The organism is Vibrio maerlii, from assembly GCF_003415655.1.
GTDB classification, from domain to species: Bacteria; Pseudomonadota; Gammaproteobacteria; order Enterobacterales; family Vibrionaceae; genus Vibrio; species Vibrio maerlii.
Genome location: NZ_QRHC01000010.1, coordinates 138,078 through 158,298, shown reverse-complemented (window position 1 = coordinate 158,298; position 20,221 = coordinate 138,078). Strand labels below are relative to the sequence as shown.

Annotated in this window: 22 protein-coding genes; 14 read left to right on the top strand and 8 right to left on the bottom strand. The window is 42.1% G+C overall.

Annotation, left to right across the window (positions count from 1 at the left end; translation table 11 throughout):
* Positions 1-208: 208 nt before the first annotated feature.
* The 7 genes from rfaD (at position 209) to DPF91_RS17140 (ending at position 8,111) form a co-directional block, all read left to right on the top strand.
* Positions 209-1,150: an ADP-glyceromanno-heptose 6-epimerase gene (gene rfaD, locus DPF91_RS17170; protein ID WP_117235670.1), complete on the top strand. Its 942-nt coding sequence runs from the start codon at positions 209-211 to the stop codon at positions 1,148-1,150.
* A gap of 322 nt (positions 1,151-1,472) precedes the next feature.
* A complete protein-coding gene (locus DPF91_RS17165) occupies positions 1,473-2,639 on the top strand; it encodes a nucleotide sugar dehydrogenase (protein WP_117235669.1) in 1,167 nt (388 codons plus the stop codon).
* A 76-nt stretch (positions 2,640-2,715) separates the two neighbouring features.
* The gene (lpxM, locus tag DPF91_RS17160; protein WP_117235668.1) at positions 2,716-3,723 is read left to right on the top strand and encodes a lauroyl-Kdo(2)-lipid IV(A) myristoyltransferase; all 1,008 of its coding nucleotides are present in this window, start codon (positions 2,716-2,718) and stop codon (positions 3,721-3,723) included.
* 21 nt (positions 3,724-3,744) lie between these two features.
* Entirely contained in the window at positions 3,745-4,980 is a 1,236-nt protein-coding gene (locus tag DPF91_RS17155) for an O-antigen ligase family protein (protein ID WP_117235667.1), read from the top strand.
* Positions 4,977-6,032, top strand: a complete 1,056-nt coding sequence (gene waaF, locus DPF91_RS17150; RefSeq protein WP_164684222.1) for a lipopolysaccharide heptosyltransferase II — start codon at positions 4,977-4,979, stop codon at positions 6,030-6,032. Before DPF91_RS17155 ends, waaF begins: the two co-directional genes overlap by 4 nt.
* A complete protein-coding gene (gene waaA / locus DPF91_RS17145; protein ID WP_117235665.1) occupies positions 6,026-7,270 on the top strand; it encodes a lipid IV(A) 3-deoxy-D-manno-octulosonic acid transferase in 1,245 nt (414 codons plus the stop codon). Before waaF ends, waaA begins: the two co-directional genes overlap by 7 nt.
* A gap of 31 nt (positions 7,271-7,301) precedes the next feature.
* Complete coding sequence (locus DPF91_RS17140) at positions 7,302-8,111, top strand: hypothetical protein (RefSeq protein ID WP_117235664.1); 810 nt, start codon at positions 7,302-7,304, stop codon at positions 8,109-8,111.
* Positions 8,112-8,118: 7 nt separating this feature from the next.
* On the opposite strand, the gene DPF91_RS17135 is transcribed toward DPF91_RS17140, so the two are convergent.
* Genes DPF91_RS17135 through DPF91_RS17125 form a run of 3 tightly spaced genes read right to left on the bottom strand, consistent with a single transcriptional unit; the run spans position 8,119 to position 10,323 of the window.
* Positions 8,119-9,078 (bottom strand): polysaccharide pyruvyl transferase family protein, encoded by a 960-nt coding sequence (locus DPF91_RS17135; protein ID WP_117235663.1) that lies wholly within the window; start codon positions 9,076-9,078, stop codon positions 8,119-8,121.
* A 37-nt stretch (positions 9,079-9,115) separates the two neighbouring features.
* Positions 9,116-9,571, bottom strand: a complete 456-nt coding sequence (locus DPF91_RS17130) for a hypothetical protein (RefSeq protein ID WP_123766769.1) — start codon at positions 9,569-9,571, stop codon at positions 9,116-9,118.
* A 59-nt stretch (positions 9,572-9,630) separates the two neighbouring features.
* Positions 9,631-10,323, bottom strand: coding sequence for a 3-deoxy-D-manno-octulosonic acid kinase (locus DPF91_RS17125; protein WP_117235661.1), 693 nt, complete (start codon positions 10,321-10,323; stop codon positions 9,631-9,633).
* Positions 10,324-10,427: 104 nt separating this feature from the next.
* Between DPF91_RS17125 and DPF91_RS17120 the strand changes: the two genes are divergently transcribed.
* Both DPF91_RS17120 and DPF91_RS17115 read left to right on the top strand, forming a co-directional pair.
* Positions 10,428-11,477 (top strand): glycosyltransferase family 9 protein, encoded by a 1,050-nt coding sequence (locus tag DPF91_RS17120; protein WP_117235660.1) that lies wholly within the window; start codon positions 10,428-10,430, stop codon positions 11,475-11,477.
* A 33-nt stretch (positions 11,478-11,510) separates the two neighbouring features.
* Positions 11,511-12,296 carry a glycosyltransferase family 2 protein gene (locus DPF91_RS17115; RefSeq protein ID WP_117235659.1) on the top strand — a complete coding sequence of 262 codons (786 nt, stop codon included), beginning with the start codon at positions 11,511-11,513 and terminating at the stop codon, positions 12,294-12,296.
* A gap of 76 nt (positions 12,297-12,372) precedes the next feature.
* On the opposite strand, the gene DPF91_RS17110 is transcribed toward DPF91_RS17115, so the two are convergent.
* Complete coding sequence (locus DPF91_RS17110; RefSeq protein ID WP_117235695.1) at positions 12,373-13,404, bottom strand: glycosyltransferase family 9 protein; 1,032 nt, start codon at positions 13,402-13,404, stop codon at positions 12,373-12,375.
* A 117-nt stretch (positions 13,405-13,521) separates the two neighbouring features.
* On the opposite strand from DPF91_RS17110, the gene coaD reads away from it, so the two are divergent.
* Both coaD and DPF91_RS17100 read left to right on the top strand, forming a co-directional pair.
* Positions 13,522-14,016, top strand: coding sequence for a pantetheine-phosphate adenylyltransferase (gene coaD, locus DPF91_RS17105; protein WP_117235658.1), 495 nt, complete (start codon positions 13,522-13,524; stop codon positions 14,014-14,016).
* Positions 14,013-14,936 carry a glycosyl transferase family 90 gene (locus DPF91_RS17100; RefSeq protein ID WP_117235657.1) on the top strand — a complete coding sequence of 308 codons (924 nt, stop codon included), beginning with the start codon at positions 14,013-14,015 and terminating at the stop codon, positions 14,934-14,936. Before coaD ends, DPF91_RS17100 begins: the two co-directional genes overlap by 4 nt.
* Before the next feature lie 24 nt (positions 14,937-14,960).
* On the opposite strand, the gene mutM is transcribed toward DPF91_RS17100, so the two are convergent.
* The 4 genes from mutM to rpmB all read right to left on the bottom strand — a co-directional run bounded on the left by mutM (position 14,961) and on the right by rpmB (position 17,114).
* On the bottom strand, positions 14,961-15,770 hold the full coding sequence (gene mutM, locus DPF91_RS17095) for a bifunctional DNA-formamidopyrimidine glycosylase/DNA-(apurinic or apyrimidinic site) lyase (protein WP_117235656.1): 810 nt from the start codon (positions 15,768-15,770) through the stop codon (positions 14,961-14,963).
* Between the two features lie 234 nt (positions 15,771-16,004).
* Positions 16,005-16,484 (bottom strand): hypothetical protein, encoded by a 480-nt coding sequence (locus DPF91_RS17090; RefSeq protein WP_117235655.1) that lies wholly within the window; start codon positions 16,482-16,484, stop codon positions 16,005-16,007.
* Between the two features lie 212 nt (positions 16,485-16,696).
* The gene (gene rpmG / locus DPF91_RS17085; protein ID WP_117235654.1) at positions 16,697-16,864 is read right to left on the bottom strand and encodes a 50S ribosomal protein L33; all 168 of its coding nucleotides are present in this window, start codon (positions 16,862-16,864) and stop codon (positions 16,697-16,699) included.
* A 13-nt stretch (positions 16,865-16,877) separates the two neighbouring features.
* Positions 16,878-17,114: a 50S ribosomal protein L28 gene (gene rpmB, locus DPF91_RS17080; protein ID WP_004728407.1), complete on the bottom strand. Its 237-nt coding sequence runs from the start codon at positions 17,112-17,114 to the stop codon at positions 16,878-16,880.
* 480 nt (positions 17,115-17,594) lie between these two features.
* On the opposite strand from rpmB, the gene radC reads away from it, so the two are divergent.
* The 3 genes from radC (at position 17,595) to coaBC (ending at position 20,214) form a co-directional block, all read left to right on the top strand.
* The gene (gene radC / locus DPF91_RS17075; protein ID WP_117235653.1) at positions 17,595-18,269 is read left to right on the top strand and encodes a RadC family protein; all 675 of its coding nucleotides are present in this window, start codon (positions 17,595-17,597) and stop codon (positions 18,267-18,269) included.
* Between the two features lie 43 nt (positions 18,270-18,312).
* Positions 18,313-18,702 (top strand): DUF559 domain-containing protein, encoded by a 390-nt coding sequence (locus tag DPF91_RS17070; RefSeq protein ID WP_117235652.1) that lies wholly within the window; start codon positions 18,313-18,315, stop codon positions 18,700-18,702.
* A gap of 270 nt (positions 18,703-18,972) precedes the next feature.
* On the top strand, positions 18,973-20,214 hold the full coding sequence (coaBC, locus tag DPF91_RS17065; RefSeq protein ID WP_117235651.1) for a bifunctional phosphopantothenoylcysteine decarboxylase/phosphopantothenate--cysteine ligase CoaBC: 1,242 nt from the start codon (positions 18,973-18,975) through the stop codon (positions 20,212-20,214).
* The last annotated feature ends 7 nt before the right edge of the window (positions 20,215-20,221 follow it).

Here is a 20,221-nt window from a genome sequence, read left to right as displayed (position 1 = left end):
TTCCCTTACTATTACCTGCGAAACCTAATTCTATACAACGCATTATACTTAAGACTAAGTCGACAATTAAAATATAAGCTCTCATTTTACATGATACGCAATATGTATGCGAGCACTGGAGACAATATTCAAAACATGAGCAATTAGATATTTTATCCGTAAAGCTATCTTGCTAGAATCCACTAAAGTAAATAGAGAAGGAAAGGTTATGATCATCGTAACTGGCGGCGCTGGCATGATTGGCAGCAACATTGTTAAAGCATTGAATGATAAAGGTATTAACGACATTTTGGTCGTCGACAACCTAAAAAATGGTAAGAAGTTCCAGAACTTGGTTGATTTAGACATCACTGACTACATGGACCGTGACGATTTTCTAACTCAAGTAATGGCCGGTGACGACTTTGGGCCGATCGAAGCAATCTTCCATGAGGGTGCTTGTTCTGCTACGACAGAGTGGGATGGCAAATACATGATGCTCAACAATTATGAGTACTCGAAAGAACTGCTGCATTTCTGTCTAGAGCGTGAGATACCGTTCCTTTATGCCTCTTCCGCTGCAACTTACGGTGAAACAGATACTTTTATTGAAGAGAAGGAGTATGAAGGTGCTTTAAACGTATACGGTTACTCTAAGCAGCAATTCGATAACTATGTGCGTCGCATTTGGGAAGATGCGGAGGAACACGGTGAAACATTGTCTCAAGTTACCGGATTCCGCTACTTCAACGTGTATGGCCCACGTGAGCAACATAAAGGCTCAATGGCTTCGGTTGCTTTCCATCTTAATAATCAAATGAAAGCTGGAGAGAACCCTAAGTTATTCGCCGGTAGCGAAACCTTCAAACGCGACTTTGTTTATGTCGGCGACGTAGCTGCGGTTAACCTTTGGTTCTTACAAAATCGTAAGTCAGGTATCTTCAATCTAGGTACTGGCAATGCCGAATCATTCCAAGAGGTAGCCAACGCGGTTATCAAGCATCACGGTCAAGGCGAGATTGAAACGATTCCGTTCCCAGAACACCTAAAGGGTGCATACCAAGAGTTTACTCAGGCTGATTTAACCAAGCTGCGTGCTACAGGTTGTGACCATGAGCTTAAATCGGTTGCTGAAGGTGTGGCTGAGTATATGAAGATAGTAAATGGTTAGATATAAGCTCATGAGTAAGAGGACGCTACGTTAAAGTTTAAATAACCTAGAAAGGAGTAGTTCCTAGTTCCTTGAAAGAGTATAAGCGAGAGCCCCGATGGGCTCGTCGACTCACACTCGAGGATGACGTTTGTTATATGAAAACAAAACTGCTCACACCCTACGTTAGCACACGAACCGTTTTTCCGTCATTCCCTACAGTGAGGTACGAACGAGATAGGAAATCTTGCTCTTAGGGTTACGGGTTACGGGTTACGGGTTACGGGTTACGGGTTACGGCGGATAGCTTGCCGATATCAATATAATAATTAAAGGTATAATTTTGAAAATTGCAGTTGCGGGTACAGGCTATGTTGGCCTTTCAAATGCTATGTTGTTAGCACAAAACCATGAAGTGGTTGCCGTTGACATCATTAAAGAAAAAGTAGAAATGCTGAATAGCAAGCAGTCTCCTATTGTCGATGCGGAAATTGAAGACTTTCTTGCTAATAGAAAACTCAACTTTACCGCAACGCTGGATAAAACACCTGCTTACCAAGACGCGGACTATGTGGTGATTGCCACCCCGACCGATTATGACCCGCAAACCAACTACTTCAATACTTCATCGGTTGAAGCCGTTATCAAGGATGTGCAGACTATCAACCCAAATGCAGTGATGGTGATTAAGTCTACGGTTCCTGTAGGCTATACCGCGCGAGTCAAGCAGGATCTCAATTGCGAAAACATTCTGTTTTCTCCTGAGTTTTTACGTGAAGGTAAAGCGCTGCTTGATAACCTTCAGCCTTCACGAATTATTGTCGGTGAGCAAAGTGAACGCGCCAAAGTATTTGCGGACCTTCTTGTCGAGGGTGCAGAGAAGTCCAATATTGAAGTACTGTTCACCGACTCAACCGAAGCTGAGGCAGTAAAGCTATTCTCTAATACGTATCTTGCAATGCGCGTGGCTTACTTCAATGAGCTCGACTCTTACGCAGAAGCGCACGGACTCGATGCCCGCCAGATAATCGAAGGGGTAGGATTAGACCCTCGCATCGGTAATCACTACAATAACCCTTCTTTTGGCTACGGTGGTTACTGCTTGCCAAAAGACACTAAACAACTGCTTGCCAACTACCAAGATGTACCGAACAACATTGTTGGGGCGATTGTCGATGCTAACCGCACCCGCAAAGACTTTGTAGCAGAAGCGATTTTGAAACGAAACCCAAAAGTTGTCGGAATTAATCGCTTGATCATGAAGGCTGGATCTGACAATTTCCGAGCTTCTTCTATTCAGGGCATCATGAAGCGCATCAAAGCTAAAGGGGTTGAAGTGATTGTGTATGAGCCCGTATTAAAAGAAGAGCATTTCTTTCACTCACGTGTGATTACAAATTTTGACGCGTTTAAAGCGGAAGCGGATGTTATTGTATCTAACCGTATGAGTGAAGATTTAACGGATGTGGCCGATAAAGTGTATACTCGCGACCTGTTTGGCAGTGATTAGGGGCAGTCCCTAGTTGAAAAATGTACCTAGCTCCGAGAACATTCTGGGAACTAAGACCTAAGAACCAAGATATTTCATGACGACTAAACGTGACGATTTTGACCCAAAAGCTTACAACCCTATTTTTGAGTGGCGTTTTCTCGCTCCTAAATATTGGGGGACTTGGCTTGCTGTCATCCTCTCTTTGCCTATTGCTCTGTTGCCACTTAAAGCACATCAGTGGATGGCTCTCAAGCTAGCCAATAAGTTAGCCAAGTCTAAGAAAGGACCAGCCCATCGAGCACGTGTGAACTTTGAGCTTTGCTTCCCTGAGTTGAGCTTTGAACAAAGAGAACAATTAATTCATAAGGCGCTCTATACTGCGGCGATCTTTATCTTGCGTTTTAGTCTGTTGAGTCTGCGTTCAAAGGGGTGGTTAGAGCAGCAGTGTGAATTTGTAAACAAACAGAACCTAACCAAGCATACCAACAATGGTGAAAATGTCATCTTGCTTGTACCGCACTCGTGGGCAATAGATGTCCCCGCTATTTTCTTAGCGTCTCAAGGTCTGCCAGTCTCTGCTATGGCAAAAAAACAGAAAAACCCTGTTTCTGACTGGCTTATGCATCGCCAAAGAGTTCAATATGGCGGTCGTGTATATGAGCGTTCAGGAGGAATAAAGCCCTTTATCAAATCCGTAAAAGATGGGTACCTAGGCTACTACCTCCCAGATCAAGACCATGGTGCAGAACTCAGCGAATTTGTTGATTTCTTTGCAACAACCAAAGCAACTCTGCCAGGGCTAAGTAAGCTTGCTAAGCTATCTCGTGCAACAATTGTCCCTCTCTTTGCCTCAATAGATCCTGAAACTGGTAAGTACTCATTAGAAGTACTCCCAGCTCTTGAGTTGCAAAGTGAAGATCAAGCCGACGCTCGCTCTATGAACATTGCGATTGAGACCTTTGTTAAGCCTAAACCTGAACAATATATGTGGATTCTGCAACTTCTCTATACCCAGAAAGATGGCAAGAACTTCTATAACTTGTTTAAACCTCGTTATAAGAGTGACTGGAAAGTCAGTTCAAATAATGCCACCAATTCATAATCAATAAGAATAATATTAAAGATGATAATATCCACCAATAATCGTTATATCGTCAGTTCACTTGTTACTGGGATATTTTTTTCATTCTTACTTATTACTGGTTCGAGTTATAAGTTTGCCGCCACCCCGCTGGTATTGGTGGCCTTGTTTTCATTACCATGGACTCTGCGTCATAAATCTAGCCCACAAATAAAGGCTGCGACATGCGCATTGCTGGGGTATTTTTTGGTTACGGTGCTTTCGCTCGTCGTTCATGGGGGTGATCTAGGTCAGCTAGATATGCCTACCCGTGTCATTTTTGCAGCGATAATTATGCTGTTTATTGCCAATATCCCTCCACATATCAAGGTTGTATTTTACTCAATCTGCCTTGGGTCAAGCATCGCTGGCGTTCTTGCCATATACCATTACATGACCGTAGGGGAACGAGCATTTTTTGGCAACGGGTATATGGTAATACAAGCGGGAGGTATAGCTGCCTCACTAGCTACACTATCTATAGTTGCCTTAATTTATGCTAAGAGTGCTAAAAATAAGTTATTAGTAGCAATATCTACTATCGGTGCAACTCTTGGATTATCTGCAACTCTCCTTTCCGGAGCTCGAGGAGCTTGGGTTCTAACGCCTTTCATTGTCATTTTTTTATTTTACATTTACAGAGGCTATTTTTCTCAGCGTTCCAAAACTCTCGCGATATTCGCGACAATGGCTATTATGTTTTTTTCTTACCCAACTGTAGAACCCAGAGTCAACTCTATGTTTTCAGAACTGCATGAGTACAGAAAAAACGACGTAAATACATCATCAGGTATTCGTCTAGAACTCTGGAAATCAGCGACATACTCTGCGATAGATAAGCCGATATTTGGGCAAGGTTTTGATGGTATAGAACACGCAAAACGAGAACAAATTAGCAAAGGCTTAGTTGACAAGAGAGTTTTGGGCTCTACACGTGCACACAATCAATTCTTTGAAGAGCTTCAAGCAAAGGGGCTAATTGGGTTAATTACAATACTAGGCTTTTTTGGACTACCTTTATATCTGTTGCTGGAAAAAGCTCGGAGCTCACTCACTAAAGATAGCCATTACTTTTTTGCAGTAGCGGGAATTGTTCACATCACGTCCGTTATTGGCTTTTGCTTAACTCAGCACTTCCTTGCTCATCATTCAGGTATTCTTTTTTATTCGATAGGTACTGCAATATTCTTCGGTGGAGCATACTCAAAAAATAACAACTCAGAGGGCTCGTCATCATGAAAATTCTCATAATAGGACCGTCCTGGGTTGGTGATATGGTGATGTCTCAATCTCTATACACGACCCTGAAGCAACAATATCCGGAAGCGACTATAGATGTTATCGCTCCAAATTGGTGTAAACCCATTTTGCAACGTATGCCAGAAATAAAGCAGGCCATTGACATGCCCATCGGTCATGGCGAGCTCAACCTGAAAGTTCGTCGTAAACTTGGCATTGAACTACGCTGCAAAGGGTATGATAAAGCGTATATCTTACCTAATTCAGCCAAGTCTGCTCTCATCCCTTGGTTTGCCAATATACCTAAACGCGTTGGCTGGAAAGGTGAGATGCGTTACGGCCTAATTAATGATTTAAGAACAAACAAGAAAGCGTTCCAATATATGGTTGAACGCTATGTTGCATTAGCATACCCAGAACAGGAGATGGTCAACTCTGAGTCATTAGGAGGCCTGCATACGCTGCCTCGCCCTTGCCTAACGATTGATAAAACGGTTCAACAAGCGACATTACGCAAATTCAATTTGTCGATAGACAGTAAGGTTTTAGGTTTGTGTCCTGGCGCCGAGTTTGGCCCAGCGAAAAAATGGCCTGAGACGCACTACGCAGAAGTTGCAACTGCAATGAGTAAAGTAAACAAACAAGTCTGGCTGTTTGGTTCACAGAAAGATCTTGAAACTTGCAATAATATTAGGGCATTGGCACCCGCCGAGCTGCGCCACAATATACATGTATTAGCAGGCAAGACGAGTCTGATTGAAGCAGTTGATTTACTAGGAGCATGTCAAACCGTAGTTGCAAATGACTCAGGCTTAATGCACGTTGCTGCAGCTGTTGGTTGTAATGTGGTCGCAGTTTATGGGTCCACATCCCCCAAATACACACCTCCTTTGGCTAATAAAGTCGAAATAGTGCATACTGAAATTGATTGTCGGCCTTGTTTCAAAAGGGAGTGTGAGTTCAAACACTTGAAATGCTTAACAGAATTATCAGCCATGGTCGTACTTGAACGAATTCAAAAGCTCGAGACGATTACGGTAAGCTCATGTTAATTCGCGCAGTTTATACCCTATTATTGGCGCTCGCCGCCCCGCTACTGCTATTTGGTTTGTACAACAATAAAAGCAACAAGCCCAAGTTTAGCAAACGGTGGAAAGAACATTTTGGTGTAACACCAGAACTAAAGTCAGATCAAAAGCCTATCTGGATTCATGCAGTATCAGTTGGGGAAAGTATAGCTGCAATCCCCTTAATTAAAGCCTTAAAAGAGCAAGCTCCTAATCAGCCGATTTTAGTTACAACTACGACAAGTACCGGTGCAGAGCAGATTTCAAAACTCGGCTCCCTTGTTGAGCACCGCTATATGCCGATAGATTTTAGCTTTGCAGTAAAATCCTTTTTGAAGGTCACTAAACCTCGTCAGATGCTGGTAATAGAAACAGAGCTTTGGCCAAACACTCTAAATGAAGTGAATAAATTTGGTATACCTATAATTATTGTAAACGCTAGGTTATCTAAAAAATCCCGTGATAATTACGCTAAATTTAGACCTATTTTCAACATAATCGAACCATGTTTAACACAAGTATTATGCCAACATAAGTCAGATGCCGAGCATTTTCGTTCTTTAGGTGTACCCAACAGTAAGTTGAAAGTCACAGGCTCAATAAAGTTTGACATTCAAATATCAGAACAAACATTATCGCTAGGGAAGCAGTTACGTCAGGCAATAGGTGAACGCCCAGTTTGGATAGCAGCTAGTACACATAAAGGGGAGGACGAAATAATTATAGCCGCACATAAATATCTTCTTTCAAAGAACCCGAATGCTCTCCTTATTTTAGTACCACGCCACCCAGAGCGCTTTGATGCCGTATTTAACCTGTGCATAAATATGAATCTAAGTACAATTAGACGAACGCAAAACATCCCCCCTTTAGAATCAAATGTTTACCTTGGTGATACCATGGGAGAGATGCTTATATTTATGGCAGCAGCTGACCTGTGCTTCATGGGAGGGAGCTTAATAGGTTCAAAAGTCGGTGGACACAATATTATTGAACCAATCGCATTAGGCTTACCTGTACTGATCGGCCCAAGCTATTATAACTTTAAAGAAATCGTTGATGAGCAGATCAAACTTAATAACGTCAGTGTGATCTCACAAAATTCACTTTTAGAAAATCTAGATACTTTTGCTAACAACTATAAAGGAAATAAGGTGGCACCATCTTCGATAAAGAAAGGCGCTATAGATTCGAGTGTTACTCAGATTCTATTAAATATTTAAAGCCACTTTAATATAAATACGAGATAGCTCCATGAATATAAAAGCGACTTATTTAAAGTTACGCAGAAGGGCAATTAAACGCTATATTAAAATTACCCAACCAAAATATCTTAGATACAAAGCAGACTACTGGCCAGATATATATAAAGAAAATGATACATTCTTTTTCAAGCAGTACGCATTAAAAATAAATCAACTGTCCACGCTATCCTATCAAAACGAAAACATCAATATTATTGGCTCAGGTCCTAGCGTTAAAAATTTAGATTATAAAAAATTTACAGGCCAAAATATTTTCCTAAACGGTGCGATCAGTCTTGCTTATGAGCATAGTCTTCGTATCGATGCGCTCATTATTATGGACGCCAACTTTGTATATAACCGTTTTGACTTAATAAAAAGACTCAAAGAAAAAACAAAGCTCATTCTAAGCTTAGGTGCTCTCTGCGCTATTGCCGAACGAGACCTAAAATTAATCCAAGGCCATGATATCTATCTATTCAACCAGACTGCATTTGATAAAAACAATAAATTTAGCCAAAATATTGATCAGCATGTCGTCGATGGAGGAACAGTGATGGCAATTGCTATTCAAATTTTCTCGGCTAATTTACGTCATAATATGTACTTATTGGGCCTAGATATCTCAAATGCTAATGAGCCTCGGTTTTATGAAAGCCAGGATAGACAAGAAAAAAGTGGCCTGCAGAAAGACTACGAGGACAAAATATTGCCATTCATGACAGAGGCCAGCATTCAAGTCAAAGGTAATATTTTCAACTGTTCACCAGTATCAAAGTTACCATTCACAATCATCCCTTACAGTGATATATACGAATAACTATTGGCTAACTTAAAATAGACTGGTAATAAGTTCTTATCCCCTTCCTACCTTGTGTTAAGAACTTATCAATCTTCTCTATTTCAATCTCAGAAAAAGAGAAGATTGGTGTAAAACTAGTAAGTTGCTCGGCTTGGAGGCTTCTATCATCGAGACCTATATCTTCCATTAACCCTTCAATTTTATGGCTATTTGAACCTATTGCTAAAAAAGGTGTATAACTATTAATTGCATAACAAATAGCATGATAACGCCCTGTAATAATCCCCTCAGCTCTAGCTACTTCCATATGATATTCTTCATCAGTTATTTGTGTTGAAGCCACAAAAAGGTTCCTAGTTTTGTACTTAGTAAAATCAAACTTTCGTATCCCTTTTAGTATATAACGATTAACTTGTTTCCACCGATTTGAGGTATAGCAGATGCGATTGACTGAAAATCCTTCCCTGTTTTGAAATAATTGATGTATTTTCCAGGCTAAACGAAAGTTTACGCTATCACCATAGAGATAACCACGACGCTGTTTCAGGTCAAGCGAATTTGAGTAGAGAGACAAATCAGGAAGAACTATAGAGTGAATTCCGCACTGAGATAGTTGTTGTTGACTTTTCGTTTCTCTGACTGTGACACCATCAAAGTTCTTCAACAATAAAGAAAACTCATTCGGATTGCTATCGTACGTTGCATTAACCAAATATTTTTTAACTGGCAGTTTTGCTACAAGCTGAAGCATTTCATAAGCTCGTTTTGCGCCGTGGTGAAAAGTTCCTTCCCCATTGATAATCACGATATCTGCTTCCAAAAGGTACTCCTTAGTCAAAGGATTATCGATTTTTTTATCAATCTTAAGAGAGTGAATTACTTTTCCTCCAAACTCTTCAATCAGAGCATTTAAATTGCTAATAACTCTCGAGCAACCGTAATGGCAATCAGGAGTCGTATCATTGAGGATTACGATTTTTTTCATTTTAAATAACCTATTTAAATTTAATTCCAATTTTTTTTCATTTTTTCCTCAGCCAGGCCTGCCTTTTAAAGTTGTAACCATGCTTCAAACTATCAAACTTTCCTTTATCGTCGGCTTTATAGTCCATACCATGAACTGTAAGTAAGGAATGCTTATTCCCCGCCAGGTACTGCCTTAATAAGCTATACGTGCTATCAACACCACCAGAGTAAAAGCACATAGTCTTTCCTTGAGCATCCTCTTCATAGGTATCAGGATGCTCAAAAGAGACCGAAACACTTGAAAACCACTTTGGGGCCCAAGCCTCCCATATTTCGGACACTTGATGCGCATTTTCACATATTTGGTTACTCCCTAAGCCTTTAACTCTGATGTTTCGGTTCTGCTGCATTGCAATTAGAAGAAAAAACCAAACAGCAAAATCCATTTTCCTTTGATTCAATTTTCTGACGAAAAGTTCGTGTACTTCTATTGTCTCTTCATCTGATTTCAAAAAAGTTTTTTTATTCTGACAAATCACATTGACTATAATATCTTAATTTTCAATCACAATTATTCCGCCTGTATATATTTAAAATCATCTAATTCCCAGTAAATTTTCTTCTTCTCAAGCTCCTTCTTAAAAGAACGCTTTAATCTATTCCAATTTCCTTTCTTCCAGTGATCACCTTGTTGGACAAAACACTTATCAAAATCAATAATCCATGCCTTGTCTTTGTCATCAATAAGAATATTGTGGATATTGAGGTCGGTATGATTCACTTGCACAGCATGCATCTTACGGATCTCATCACCGATTTTTTGGTACATCTCTTTTGAAAGTGGTTTCTCTTGCAAAATCGTCACTAGATCCTTGGCATTAGGGATTTTTTCACTCAAAAGATCTGCTCGATAGGTTAAACCGCTCTTTACTGCTCTTGCAGCAATCGGTTTAGGTACATTTACACCAGCTTCAATCAGAGTATTTAGCAATTGTAGTTCTTGGTAACTACGTGTTTTCTCCCAACCTGAGAACCAATAACTATCAGACACTAGCTTACCTAATAGGCCACCACGACGATAATGGCGTAGTGCTGCTGCTATTTTATCTGTCTGTACAAACCAAGTTGTACCACGGCCTTGAGCGCTACCAAGCACTTTATCATTACGCTGCCAAAACTTTGCATCGAATCCCTGCTTTGGATCTTCCACTAATAATGTTTCGTCATACCAAATGGATTGATTTTCAAACTGTAAGTGCTTCATTTTTGTAGCTCTCAATGATGATTCAATGCTATTTTACATTTATTGCACCGCTCTGCATAATCCCACTCTTACTACCTCGATTGAACCCGTAAAAAGAAGCGCCTATGACACTATTTACCCAAGCCCCTCAATCACTCTGTATTCTACGTTTATCTGCTATAGGTGATGTCTGTAATACTGTTGCTGCAGTACAGGCAATTCAAAAACAGTGGCCAACAACAGAAATTGTCTGGATAACTGGCGCATTAGAAGCCAAGCTGATTGAAGACTTAGTAGGGGTAAAGGTTGTTATCTTTAACAAAAAAGAGGGTTGGAAGGGTTATAAAAAGCTTTGGTCAGAGTTAAGCGATTATAGGTTTGATGCCCTGCTTCATATGCAATACGCCTTTCGAGCAAGTATCGCTACCTTAGGCATTAAAGCCAAATATAAGCTTGGCTTTGACTCGGTACGCAGTCAAGATTTTCAAACTCTGTTTACTAATGTCAAAGTCCCCTCACCAGAGAGCATGCATGTGCTTGATGGCTTGTTAGAGTTTGGAACGACTCTTGGTGTGAAGAATATGACTCCAAGCTGGAGCATTAGCTACTCAGACTCTGATTTAAGCTGGGCAAAGCAGCAGGTTAATGATGACAAAAAGAACTTAGTCATTGTTCCGGCGGCAAGTAAGGCCTATAAAAACTGGACAGCGGAAGGCTATAGCAAGGTCATTGAACATGCTCAAAGCCAAGGCTGGAATATTATCTTAGCCGGCAGCCCTGCCCAAATTGAGCTTGATTTAGCAGAGAGTATTGAAATACTACTAACCTCACCGGTGACAAACCTGGTCGGGCAAACCTCGTTAAAACAGATGCTTGCTTTACTCGATATTGCCGACCTAGTCATCGCCCCTGATACAGGTCCAGCCCATATGGCGAACGCAATGAACACCCCAGTTATTGGCCTGTATGCTCATCACAACCCGCTTCGTACTGGCCCTTATCAATATCAAAATTATGTAGTTTCTGCGTATGAGGAGGCCATTCATGCAGAGACTGGAAGAGCATCTAATCAGCTCAGCTGGCGAGCGCGAGTGAAAGACAAACAAGCAATGCAGCGAATTCAACCGCAGCAAGTGATTGCAATGTTTGATAAAGTAGCTGCTGAGCTAAACTGACTCTAATCCCTTACAAAACCCTAAGGAACCATTGTGACTAGACCGACTATTGCCGTTGCTTTAATCGTAAAAAATGAAGCCCAACATCTTAAAGCTTGCCTAGAAACTGTGCATGAATGGGTGGATGAGATTGTCGTAATGGACTCTGATAGTACCGACAATACCGAAGAGATAGCTCGTACATTTACTAATAAGTTTTTTGTTAATCCAGAGTGGCCAGGATTTGGCCCACAGCGCCGCTTAGCTCAATCTCATGTTGAATCAGATTACATTCTTTGGCTTGATGCCGATGAGCGAGTAACACCAGAGCTCAAACAAAGCATCTTACAGGCGATTGAGTCTAATAAAGCCGACACCGTTTATCAGGCAGCACGCTTAAGCTGGGTATTTGGCCGCTATATTCGTCATTGTGGGTGGTACCCAGATCGCGTTCTTCGCTTATACCCAACTATGCTCACACAATATAATGACGCCTTAGTTCATGAGAAGGTCGAAATCAGTAAAGAGATGAAGGTTGAAAATCTATCTGGAGACCTTATTCACTTTACCTATAACGACATGAACCACTACTTGGTTAAGTCGGCAGGTTACGCAAAAGCATGGGCTGAGCAGCGCGAAAAGAAAGGTAAGAATAGTAGTATTTCACAAGGTATTCTTCATGCCCTTGGCTGCTTTGTGAAAATGTACGTGATTAAAGCAGGCTTCTTGGATGGCAAGCAGGGGTTCTTATTATCACTGCTTTCCGCACATTCCACCTTCGTTAAATATGCCGACCTTTGGGTGCGAACTGAAACAGATAAGATGCCAGAGACATTCTAACCACATATAACATCTCGAAAGCTAGAACATTAAAGGCGGCCATAGTAGCCGCATTTGTTATTAAGTCATCGTCAAATTATAGGAATTGATTCGCCCAAGGTTGTAGCTCTTCATTTATCTTAGCAATATCAATCCGCGACATGTTCTCTTGACTCTGTTTGTCTTCCGCTTGAGGTGGGCAAAATGCAATATGTCTTCCCTGCGAGTTAATTGGCTGCCATCGTAAAGGGGTTGCTGAACGTTTACTAGGGAAGAAACCAACAGTAGGAACATCTGCTGCTGCTGCAATGTGTAATGGGCCTGTAGAGCCTGCAATAAACATATTGGCACAAGCAATAGAGCGAGAAAAGTCGACTAAGCCATCGTTTTTGTCGTAAACAGTGGCAACAATTCCCTGCTTTGTCATCATCTGCTTTAATTGCTTCGCCTTCCCTTCTTCACCAGGACCTGCGGTCAAAATCACTTCATAGTCACCTTCTAGGCTAGCGATAAGCTGAGTGTACTGTTCAAGGGATAGGTTATTGGCTGAGCCACCACTCCCCGCATGTAGACATAGCCACGGTTTATCAACATTCAGCTCTAATTGCGCGGCAAGCTTGCTGCGTTGCTCTGTTAACTTCTCACTGGGGAAACTAAGGTAAGGCGCTGTCGGTTCAACTATTTTCTTGCCAATGTCTCGTAAGAAAGCACGGATAAGATCAAGATTATACTCATATTCAGGCTTGGCTGACTGCGAACGCTTTTGCTTGATGCGCTGATTATAAAAGATCTGAGCAAACTTAGTTGCAGGTGCAAGGCGGTAAGGGATTTTAGCCTTCCAAACTAACTTTGCATTATAGCTCGTAGAGAATAGGTTGATGGATGCATCAAAATTTTGAGCTTTAATCTCTGCAATTAAGTTCTTTTGCTCCTCCTTGCTCGCTTTCTCAGTGCTGTCGACAATTATCCCATCGATCCACGGGCAAAGTTTGGCTAGTGCGACAGTGTAGTTTGGTACTAATGCAGTGATGTGGCAATCTGGCAGGGATGCCTTTAACATTGCAAAGCTTGGCCATGCCAGCATAAAGTCGCCAATTTTGTCGTTACGAACCACTAAGATCTTTTGCATCATCTTCTCTACTATTGAAATATGCTTATACCTAATGATAACCGCTTCAGTGGGGAAGTAAGAATCTTTTTGTTACTATTGAGGCAGTTAAAAAGAATAATCTATCTGAGTATTGTTATGAACAAAAAGCGTTTATCAAGAGTTATCTACCCTGGCACCTTTGATCCATTAACCAATGGCCACCTCGACTTAATTGAGCGTGCCGCTGAAATGTTTGATGAAGTCATTATTGCGGTAGCTGCAAGCACAAGTAAAAATACGATGTTTAGCCTCGAAGAGCGTGTCAAGTTCGCCAACCAAGTCACCGCCGAACTTGATAATGTGGTAGCAAAGGGGTTTTCTGGCTTAATGGTTGATTTTGCAAAACAAGAGAAAGCTAATGTACTCATTCGCGGTCTGCGTACTACCGTCGATTTCGAGTATGAATTTGCCTTAACCAATATGTACCGCCGCTTAATGCCTGAACTTGAGAGTGTTTTCTTAACTCCAGCCGAAGAGTATGCCTTCCTCTCTTCAACAATTGTTCGTGAAGTAGCAATCCATGGCGGTGATGTCGAGCTATTTGTGCCAAAATATGTTCACACAGCTATCAAAACAAAGGTAGCCCAATGAGTTTTAGAAAGTTCAAATACTACTTCTCTAATAGCCTACAAGTATTAATATCAAATACGATTCGTAGAGCTCTGGCCAATAACCTTGTTCAGACCTCACCTATAGATTCTTATATCCAAGATAGAGTTGATTACTACAACAAGCTTAACACGCAATTTGAACTGCTCGAAAGCGAGTCAACTCATGTAGGAGAGTACAAGAAAACCGGAGGTGCAACCTACTATTTTGATCTTCATAAGGTGGTAAAATCGTTTCCATCACGGTACTTTTTTCAGTTTTTGAACGGAGATATTCGCCATATACCTGAACAGCCATGTTTCCTAAAAAGTCGTCCGATAATAGAAAACAATGATAATGCTGTCCTGCTCAAACTAAATGAAATTCGCCACTTTTATTTTATCGACGACAAGCTCTCTTTTAGAGAAAAGAAAGATATTGCTGTATGGCGAGGGGCAGGCCAGAAACAACACAGAAAGGTTGTGTTACAACAGTTTCACGATCACCCAATGTGCGATATTGGTAGAACCCATCCAATTGAAGGCTCTCCTTGGGAGAAAGGTTTCTTATCTGTTGAGCAACAACTTGAATGTAAGTTCGTTTTAGCCATCGAAGGAAACGATGTCGCTACCAACCTAAAATGGGCAATGTCTTCGAACTCTTTGGTCATTATGTCTAAACCTAAGTATGAGACTTGGTTTATGGAGGGCCGCCTTGAAGCGGGAATTCACTATGTTGAAGTGGCGGGTGACTACTCTGATTTAATTGAGAAAATGGAGTACTACGTCGCGAATCCAGAAGAATCGGAAAGCATCATCAAAAATGCTCACGCATGGGTCGAGCAGTTCAGAGATCAAAAACGCGAGCGTTTAATTTCATTATTAGTCGCGAAAAAATACTTCGAGAAATCGGGACAAATGTAATCTTGTCCTTCCTCTCTTAAGTTTTTACTTCTGACATTCCTCGCAGAAGAAGGTATTGCGTTGGCCTATCTTTTGTTCTTGGAGAGCTTCGCCGCATTCTGGGCATGGCTCTCCGGCTTTTCCGTAAACTAATAACTCTTGTGCAAAGTAACCTGGCTTGCCATCAGCCTGTGCGAAATCTTTCAGCGTAGTTCCACCTAGCTTGATCGCAGTGGCGAGGACTTGCTTTATTTCAGTAACGAGCAGATCCCACTCCTTCGATGTGACTTTATTGGCAGGCCTTTGAGGATGGATACGAGCACTGAATAGAGCTTCATTGGCGTAGATATTCCCAACCCCCACCACCACCTTATTGTCCATTATGAACTGCTTTACTGCTACGCGCTTTGTTTTAGCCCTTTCAGCAATGTATACCGAAGAGAAATCCTCAGTTAGCGGCTCTGGGCCGATATTTTCCAGTAAAGCATGCGACTCTCCAATAGGGCTAAATAACCATGCTCCAAAGCGTCTAGGGTCGTTATAGCGCAACACCTTGCCATTGGCTAGCTTGAGATCCACATGATCGTGCTTAGCAGAGGGGAAATCAGCGTCTAACACTCTAAGAGAGCCTGACATGCCCAAGTGGACAATTGCCGTACCAGCATCGGTCTCAATGAGTAAGTACTTTGCACGGCGAGAAATATTACGTATGTCCTGCCCTTCAAGCTGTTTAAGTTCCAGAGGAATATCCCAGCGCAGCTTAGGAGTTCGGAAAGTAAGAGTTTGAATCGTTTGTCCAATAAGGTGGGGGGAGATTCCCATTCGGCTGACTTCAACTTCTGGTAGTTCGGGCATAAGTATAAGTTCCTAGTTAATAGGCTCTAGTTCCTAGATGTTGAGTTAGTATTTGGTGGAAGAACACCAAGGTGGCAACCTTACATCTAAAGAGCGAGATTCCCTATCTTCGTTCGTGAACTCACTGTAGGCAATGACCGATTTTTAGTCCACTGAAATATCGTCATTCTCGAGCGCGAGTCGACGAGTGCATCGGGGATCTCGCTTTTTCAGTCCTTTCGAACTAAGAGCACTTTATTCGCTTGGAGTTAAATACTCTTCTTCAACCGAAACTGCTATCCACTCGCCTTGCCAGTTTTTAAATAACCAAAACTGCGGTGTTCGGTACCAAGTGATCCTTTGAGGCTCTTCTTGATCTTGATACCAAGCTTCAATGCTTTCAGGATTGCGTAAGTTTGATCTTAGTGACTCATACGTGGTTTGTTCTACTTCGGTACCAACTAGGTTAATCCAACGCTCTGCAAGTTCAACAGCGGGTATATTGGCCGGTTCGGTACTCTGCCATTGGTTATCAATGTTCTCTAATGACCAAGTATTAAAATACAACGCGGTAAGTTCTTGTTCTGGATTCAGTAGGTATGGGTAAGAGCTTTCTTGCTCAGGGATTAAGTAGGTTTTGATGAGCGTAGGCAGGTTCAACACACCGATGAAGACGATGATGCCGAGCATTAACCAGTTGTTCCAACGGCGACGACGGGTTGAGCGTGAGGGCATAAACGAGTTCCTAGTTATATAGATTCTAATTTCTAGAAGAAACTCAGTATGTAATGGCAAAGCAAAGAGTTCAACCCTACTACTCGGCTTCATAATATCTAGGTAACAGGCTCTGCTCCTCAACGAGTATCTGATATGCATAAAAAAACCCAGGCCGAAGACTGGGTTTTTCAAATCTTTCTTCCACAACAGAAGATTCAAAAAAGCATCAATTACTTGATTTTTGCTTCTTTGTACATAACGTGTTGGCGAACTACTGGATCGTATTTTTTGATCTCAAATTTGCCTGGCATGTTACGCTTGTTTTTGTCAGTTGTGTAGAAGTGACCAGTACCTGCAGAAGATACTAGACGGATTTTCTCACGAATGCCTTTAGCCATTGCTTAATTCCTCTTAAACGTTTTCGCCGCGAGCACGGATATCAACAAGAACAGCATCGATGCCTTTCTTATCAATGATACGCATGCCTTTAGCAGTTAGACGTAGTTTAACAAAACGTTTTTCGCTCTCTACCCAGAAACGATGAGTTTGTAGGTTCGGCAGAAAACGACGCTTAGTAGCATTTCGTGCGTGTGAACGGTTGTTACCCGTTACTGGACGCTTACCAGTTACTTGGCATACTCGGGACATGAGTGTCTCTCCAAATCGTTTCAGCTCGATATCAACCTTGGTGGCCGAACCTCCATCTCATATAAATAAGACGCTTGAGGTTAAAAACCGTTATGGAAAACCCATACAAGGCTATCAAAGGTCGCGCATTATACTAACTTGACATGCATTGCTCAAGACCCGAACAGATCCTTTTTACAGGTTTTCGTGATCTTTTTTTGAGCAAGAGCTGATTTGTGTTCAAAAAAATGTCGGGCGATTGTAGCAGAAATCAGCGTTCTAACAACTAAAAGTTGAGCAAAAGCACTGAAAAAACACCACAGTGGCTAAAGGCGTCATTTCTGATACTGAGAGTTTAAGTGTATCACCGAATAACATTCGTTCTTATGTGTATCAATTACATTAAAAATTTAACTCTCTCGCATATCGTAGTTGTGCCACTAGCCTTCCTCATATACTTGAATAATGTCTTATTGCTTTAACGTAATCAAAGGCAACCTAGTGGCTATCAAATCAATTCCTTCTGATTCTATGCCTCGTGAGAAACTTCTAAACTATGGGCCCCAAGCCTTAACCGATGCGGAACTACTCGCTATTTTTCTGAGAACAGGCACAAAGGGGATGAATGTTCTTGAGCTAGCCGACTTTCTAATTAAAGACTTCGGATCATTGAGAAATCTATTTTCCGCTTCGCAAAACGAGTTTTGCAGTCATCGAGGGTTAGGAAATGCCAAGTATGTTCAACTTCAAGCAGCATTAGAAATGTCACACCGTTACCTTGCTGAGACTTTGAAGCGAGGGGAAGCCTTAACCAGCCCTGAACACACCAAGCTGTACCTATCTGGAATCTTAAGAGATAGACAGCGTGAGGCTTTTTATGTTTTGTTCTTGGACAATCAAAACCGCGTGATTAAGGACGAGATCCTTTTTGAAGGCACGATTGACGCAGCCTCAGTTTATCCCCGCGTAGTGGTAAAACGTTCACTTGAGCATAATGCCGCTGCGTTGATCCTTGCGCACAATCACCCTTCTGGCGTCGCAGAACCTAGCCAGGCAGACCGGAGAATAACTCGCAGACTTATCGATGCCCTGTCGCTAGTTGATATTCGGATACTTGACCACTTTGTGATTGGCGATGGCGAAGTGGTGTCTTTTGCAGAACGGGGGTGGGTGTAAATCTCGGTACCCAGAGTTCAATATTAAACCTATAAGATAATTAATGAATACAAAATTAACAAATCTACGTTTAAATCCGGGAGCTCAAAAACTTAAAAGACAGCAGCTCAGAAAAAACATGACTCTCAGTGAAAGGAAGTTATGGTACCGGATTAGAAATAAGCAATTGGGTTGCAAATTTAGGCGACAGTATGGGATTGGACCGTATATTGTCGACTTCTACTGCCCTGCACATAGGTTGATTATTGAAATTGATGGCGATTCACATTTTAGTGATGACGCTATCGAGTATGATCAAGTTCGGACCAACTTTATGCAAGCCAGAGGATTCAAAATCATTCGTTTCTTGAATTCTCATGTAAGCAACGACATTGATTGGGTGTGCGAGGAAATTCAGAAGCAGTTTCAGATTACGAGACATAACCCCTCCTAGCCTCCCCTTAATCCTTACATCAGAAAAATAAACAACGCCGTAAAGGGGAGGAATATTCATACACTCCGATATTCCTCGAACCTAAAAGCATACTCCAAACCATTCTCCCCCTTAGCTCATATTGTCAATAGAACGATGAAGCTCACCAAGGAGGAGCTAGAGGGGGTTGGTGTTGTGTCAAAGAAAACTGATTTACCATTTTGGCTGCTCTTTTCTATAAAGTCCCCTCCATGCTATCTTTACGCAGTAATTTTTTAAGGATTTAAACCCATGCAAACCTTGGTTAATACTCAAAGCCCCCTCAATAGCGGTAGCCTAGCAGGCAAAAAGATTCTACTTGGCATCAGCGGTGGCATTGCTGCTTACAAATGCGCAGAGCTTACTCGTCGTTTGATAGAGCGTGGTGCAGAGGTTCAGGTAGTGATGACCAAGGCAGCCAAAGAGTTTATTACTCCGCTGACAATGCAAGCAGTGTCCGGTCGCCCAGTTTCAGATTCACTACTCGATCCAGCTGCTGAGGCTTCTATGGGGCACATAGAGCTTGCTAAGTGGGCAGACCTAGTGCTACTGGCTCCTGCGACCGCAGACCTTATTGCACGCGTAGCAGCAGGCATGGGTAACGACTTACTATCAACTCTAGTTTTAGCAACAGATGCTCCTGTCGCCGTCTCTCCCGCAATGAATCAACAGATGTATGCCAACATTGCAACTCAGGAGAATATCGCCACTCTGCGTCGTCGTAAGATGATGATTTGGGGCCCAGCAGCAGGTGAGCAAGCGTGTGGCGATGTTGGTATGGGCCGTATGCTAGAACCAATGCAACTAGTCAACTTATGCGAAGAGTTTTTGGGTGAGAAAGACCAACCTTTAGCTGGGAAATCTGTTGTTATTACCGCAGGTCCAACACGTGAAGCGATAGATCCAGTGCGCTACATCAGCAACCACAGCTCTGGGAAAATGGGCTTTGCCATTGCAGAAGCAGCGCAAAAGCTAGGGGCTGACGTGACACTCATTGCCGGTCCAGTCAATCTTGCAACGCCAGAGGGTGTACAGCGAATCAATGTCACAAGCGCCGAGAGCATGCATGAGGCAGCAATGACACATGCAAGCAACAACCAAGTATTCATCGCCTGCGCAGCTGTGGCTGACTATCGCCCAGAAGCGATTGCTGACCAAAAAATTAAGAAGACCGACGACAATGATGCGATGACTATTCGTATGGTGAAAAACCCCGATATCGTCGCGAGCGTTGCAGGATTAACCAAAAACCGACCATTTACCGTTGGTTTTGCAGCAGAAACTCAAGATGTTGAACACTATGCTCGCGGCAAACTGACTCGTAAGAATCTGGATATGATCTGCGCGAATGACGTTTCCGTTGCAGGGCAAGGCTTCAATAGTGACGATAACTCACTCAAGGTTTTCTGGCCTGAAGGTGAGCAGTCACTTCCTCTCACGTCCAAGCAAGAGCTTGCTATCCAACTCATGAAATTGATCGATTCCCAACTTTAAAATACGA

What these genes read in the sequence shown, in the direction of transcription:
- waaA (WP_117235665.1), top strand. Translation starts at nt 6,026, where the DNA reads ATGTTAATTCGCGCAGTTTATACCCTATTATTGGCGCTCGCCGCCCCG.
- DPF91_RS17140 (WP_117235664.1), top strand. Translation starts at nt 7,302, where the DNA reads ATGAATATAAAAGCGACTTATTTAAAGTTACGCAGAAGGGCAATTAAA.
- rfaD (WP_117235670.1), top strand. Translation starts at nt 209, where the DNA reads ATGATCATCGTAACTGGCGGCGCTGGCATGATTGGCAGCAACATTGTT.
- DPF91_RS17125 (WP_117235661.1), bottom strand. Translation starts at nt 10,323, where the DNA reads ATGAAGCACTTACAGTTTGAAAATCAATCCATTTGGTATGACGAAACA.
- waaF (WP_164684222.1), top strand. Translation starts at nt 4,977, where the DNA reads ATGAAAATTCTCATAATAGGACCGTCCTGGGTTGGTGATATGGTGATG.
- DPF91_RS17135 (WP_117235663.1), bottom strand. Translation starts at nt 9,078, where the DNA reads ATGAAAAAAATCGTAATCCTCAATGATACGACTCCTGATTGCCATTAC.
- DPF91_RS17120 (WP_117235660.1), top strand. Translation starts at nt 10,428, where the DNA reads ATGACACTATTTACCCAAGCCCCTCAATCACTCTGTATTCTACGTTTA.
- DPF91_RS17100 (WP_117235657.1), top strand. Translation starts at nt 14,013, where the DNA reads ATGAGTTTTAGAAAGTTCAAATACTACTTCTCTAATAGCCTACAAGTA.
- DPF91_RS17090 (WP_117235655.1), bottom strand. Translation starts at nt 16,484, where the DNA reads ATGCCCTCACGCTCAACCCGTCGTCGCCGTTGGAACAACTGGTTAATG.
- mutM (WP_117235656.1), bottom strand. Translation starts at nt 15,770, where the DNA reads ATGCCCGAACTACCAGAAGTTGAAGTCAGCCGAATGGGAATCTCCCCC.
- DPF91_RS17070 (WP_117235652.1), top strand. Translation starts at nt 18,313, where the DNA reads ATGAATACAAAATTAACAAATCTACGTTTAAATCCGGGAGCTCAAAAA.
- DPF91_RS17155 (WP_117235667.1), top strand. Translation starts at nt 3,745, where the DNA reads ATGATAATATCCACCAATAATCGTTATATCGTCAGTTCACTTGTTACT.
- rpmG (WP_117235654.1), bottom strand. Translation starts at nt 16,864, where the DNA reads ATGGCTAAAGGCATTCGTGAGAAAATCCGTCTAGTATCTTCTGCAGGT.
- coaBC (WP_117235651.1), top strand. Translation starts at nt 18,973, where the DNA reads ATGCAAACCTTGGTTAATACTCAAAGCCCCCTCAATAGCGGTAGCCTA.
- rpmB (WP_004728407.1), bottom strand. Translation starts at nt 17,114, where the DNA reads ATGTCCCGAGTATGCCAAGTAACTGGTAAGCGTCCAGTAACGGGTAAC.
- coaD (WP_117235658.1), top strand. Translation starts at nt 13,522, where the DNA reads ATGAACAAAAAGCGTTTATCAAGAGTTATCTACCCTGGCACCTTTGAT.
- lpxM (WP_117235668.1), top strand. Translation starts at nt 2,716, where the DNA reads ATGACGACTAAACGTGACGATTTTGACCCAAAAGCTTACAACCCTATT.
- DPF91_RS17110 (WP_117235695.1), bottom strand. Translation starts at nt 13,404, where the DNA reads ATGCAAAAGATCTTAGTGGTTCGTAACGACAAAATTGGCGACTTTATG.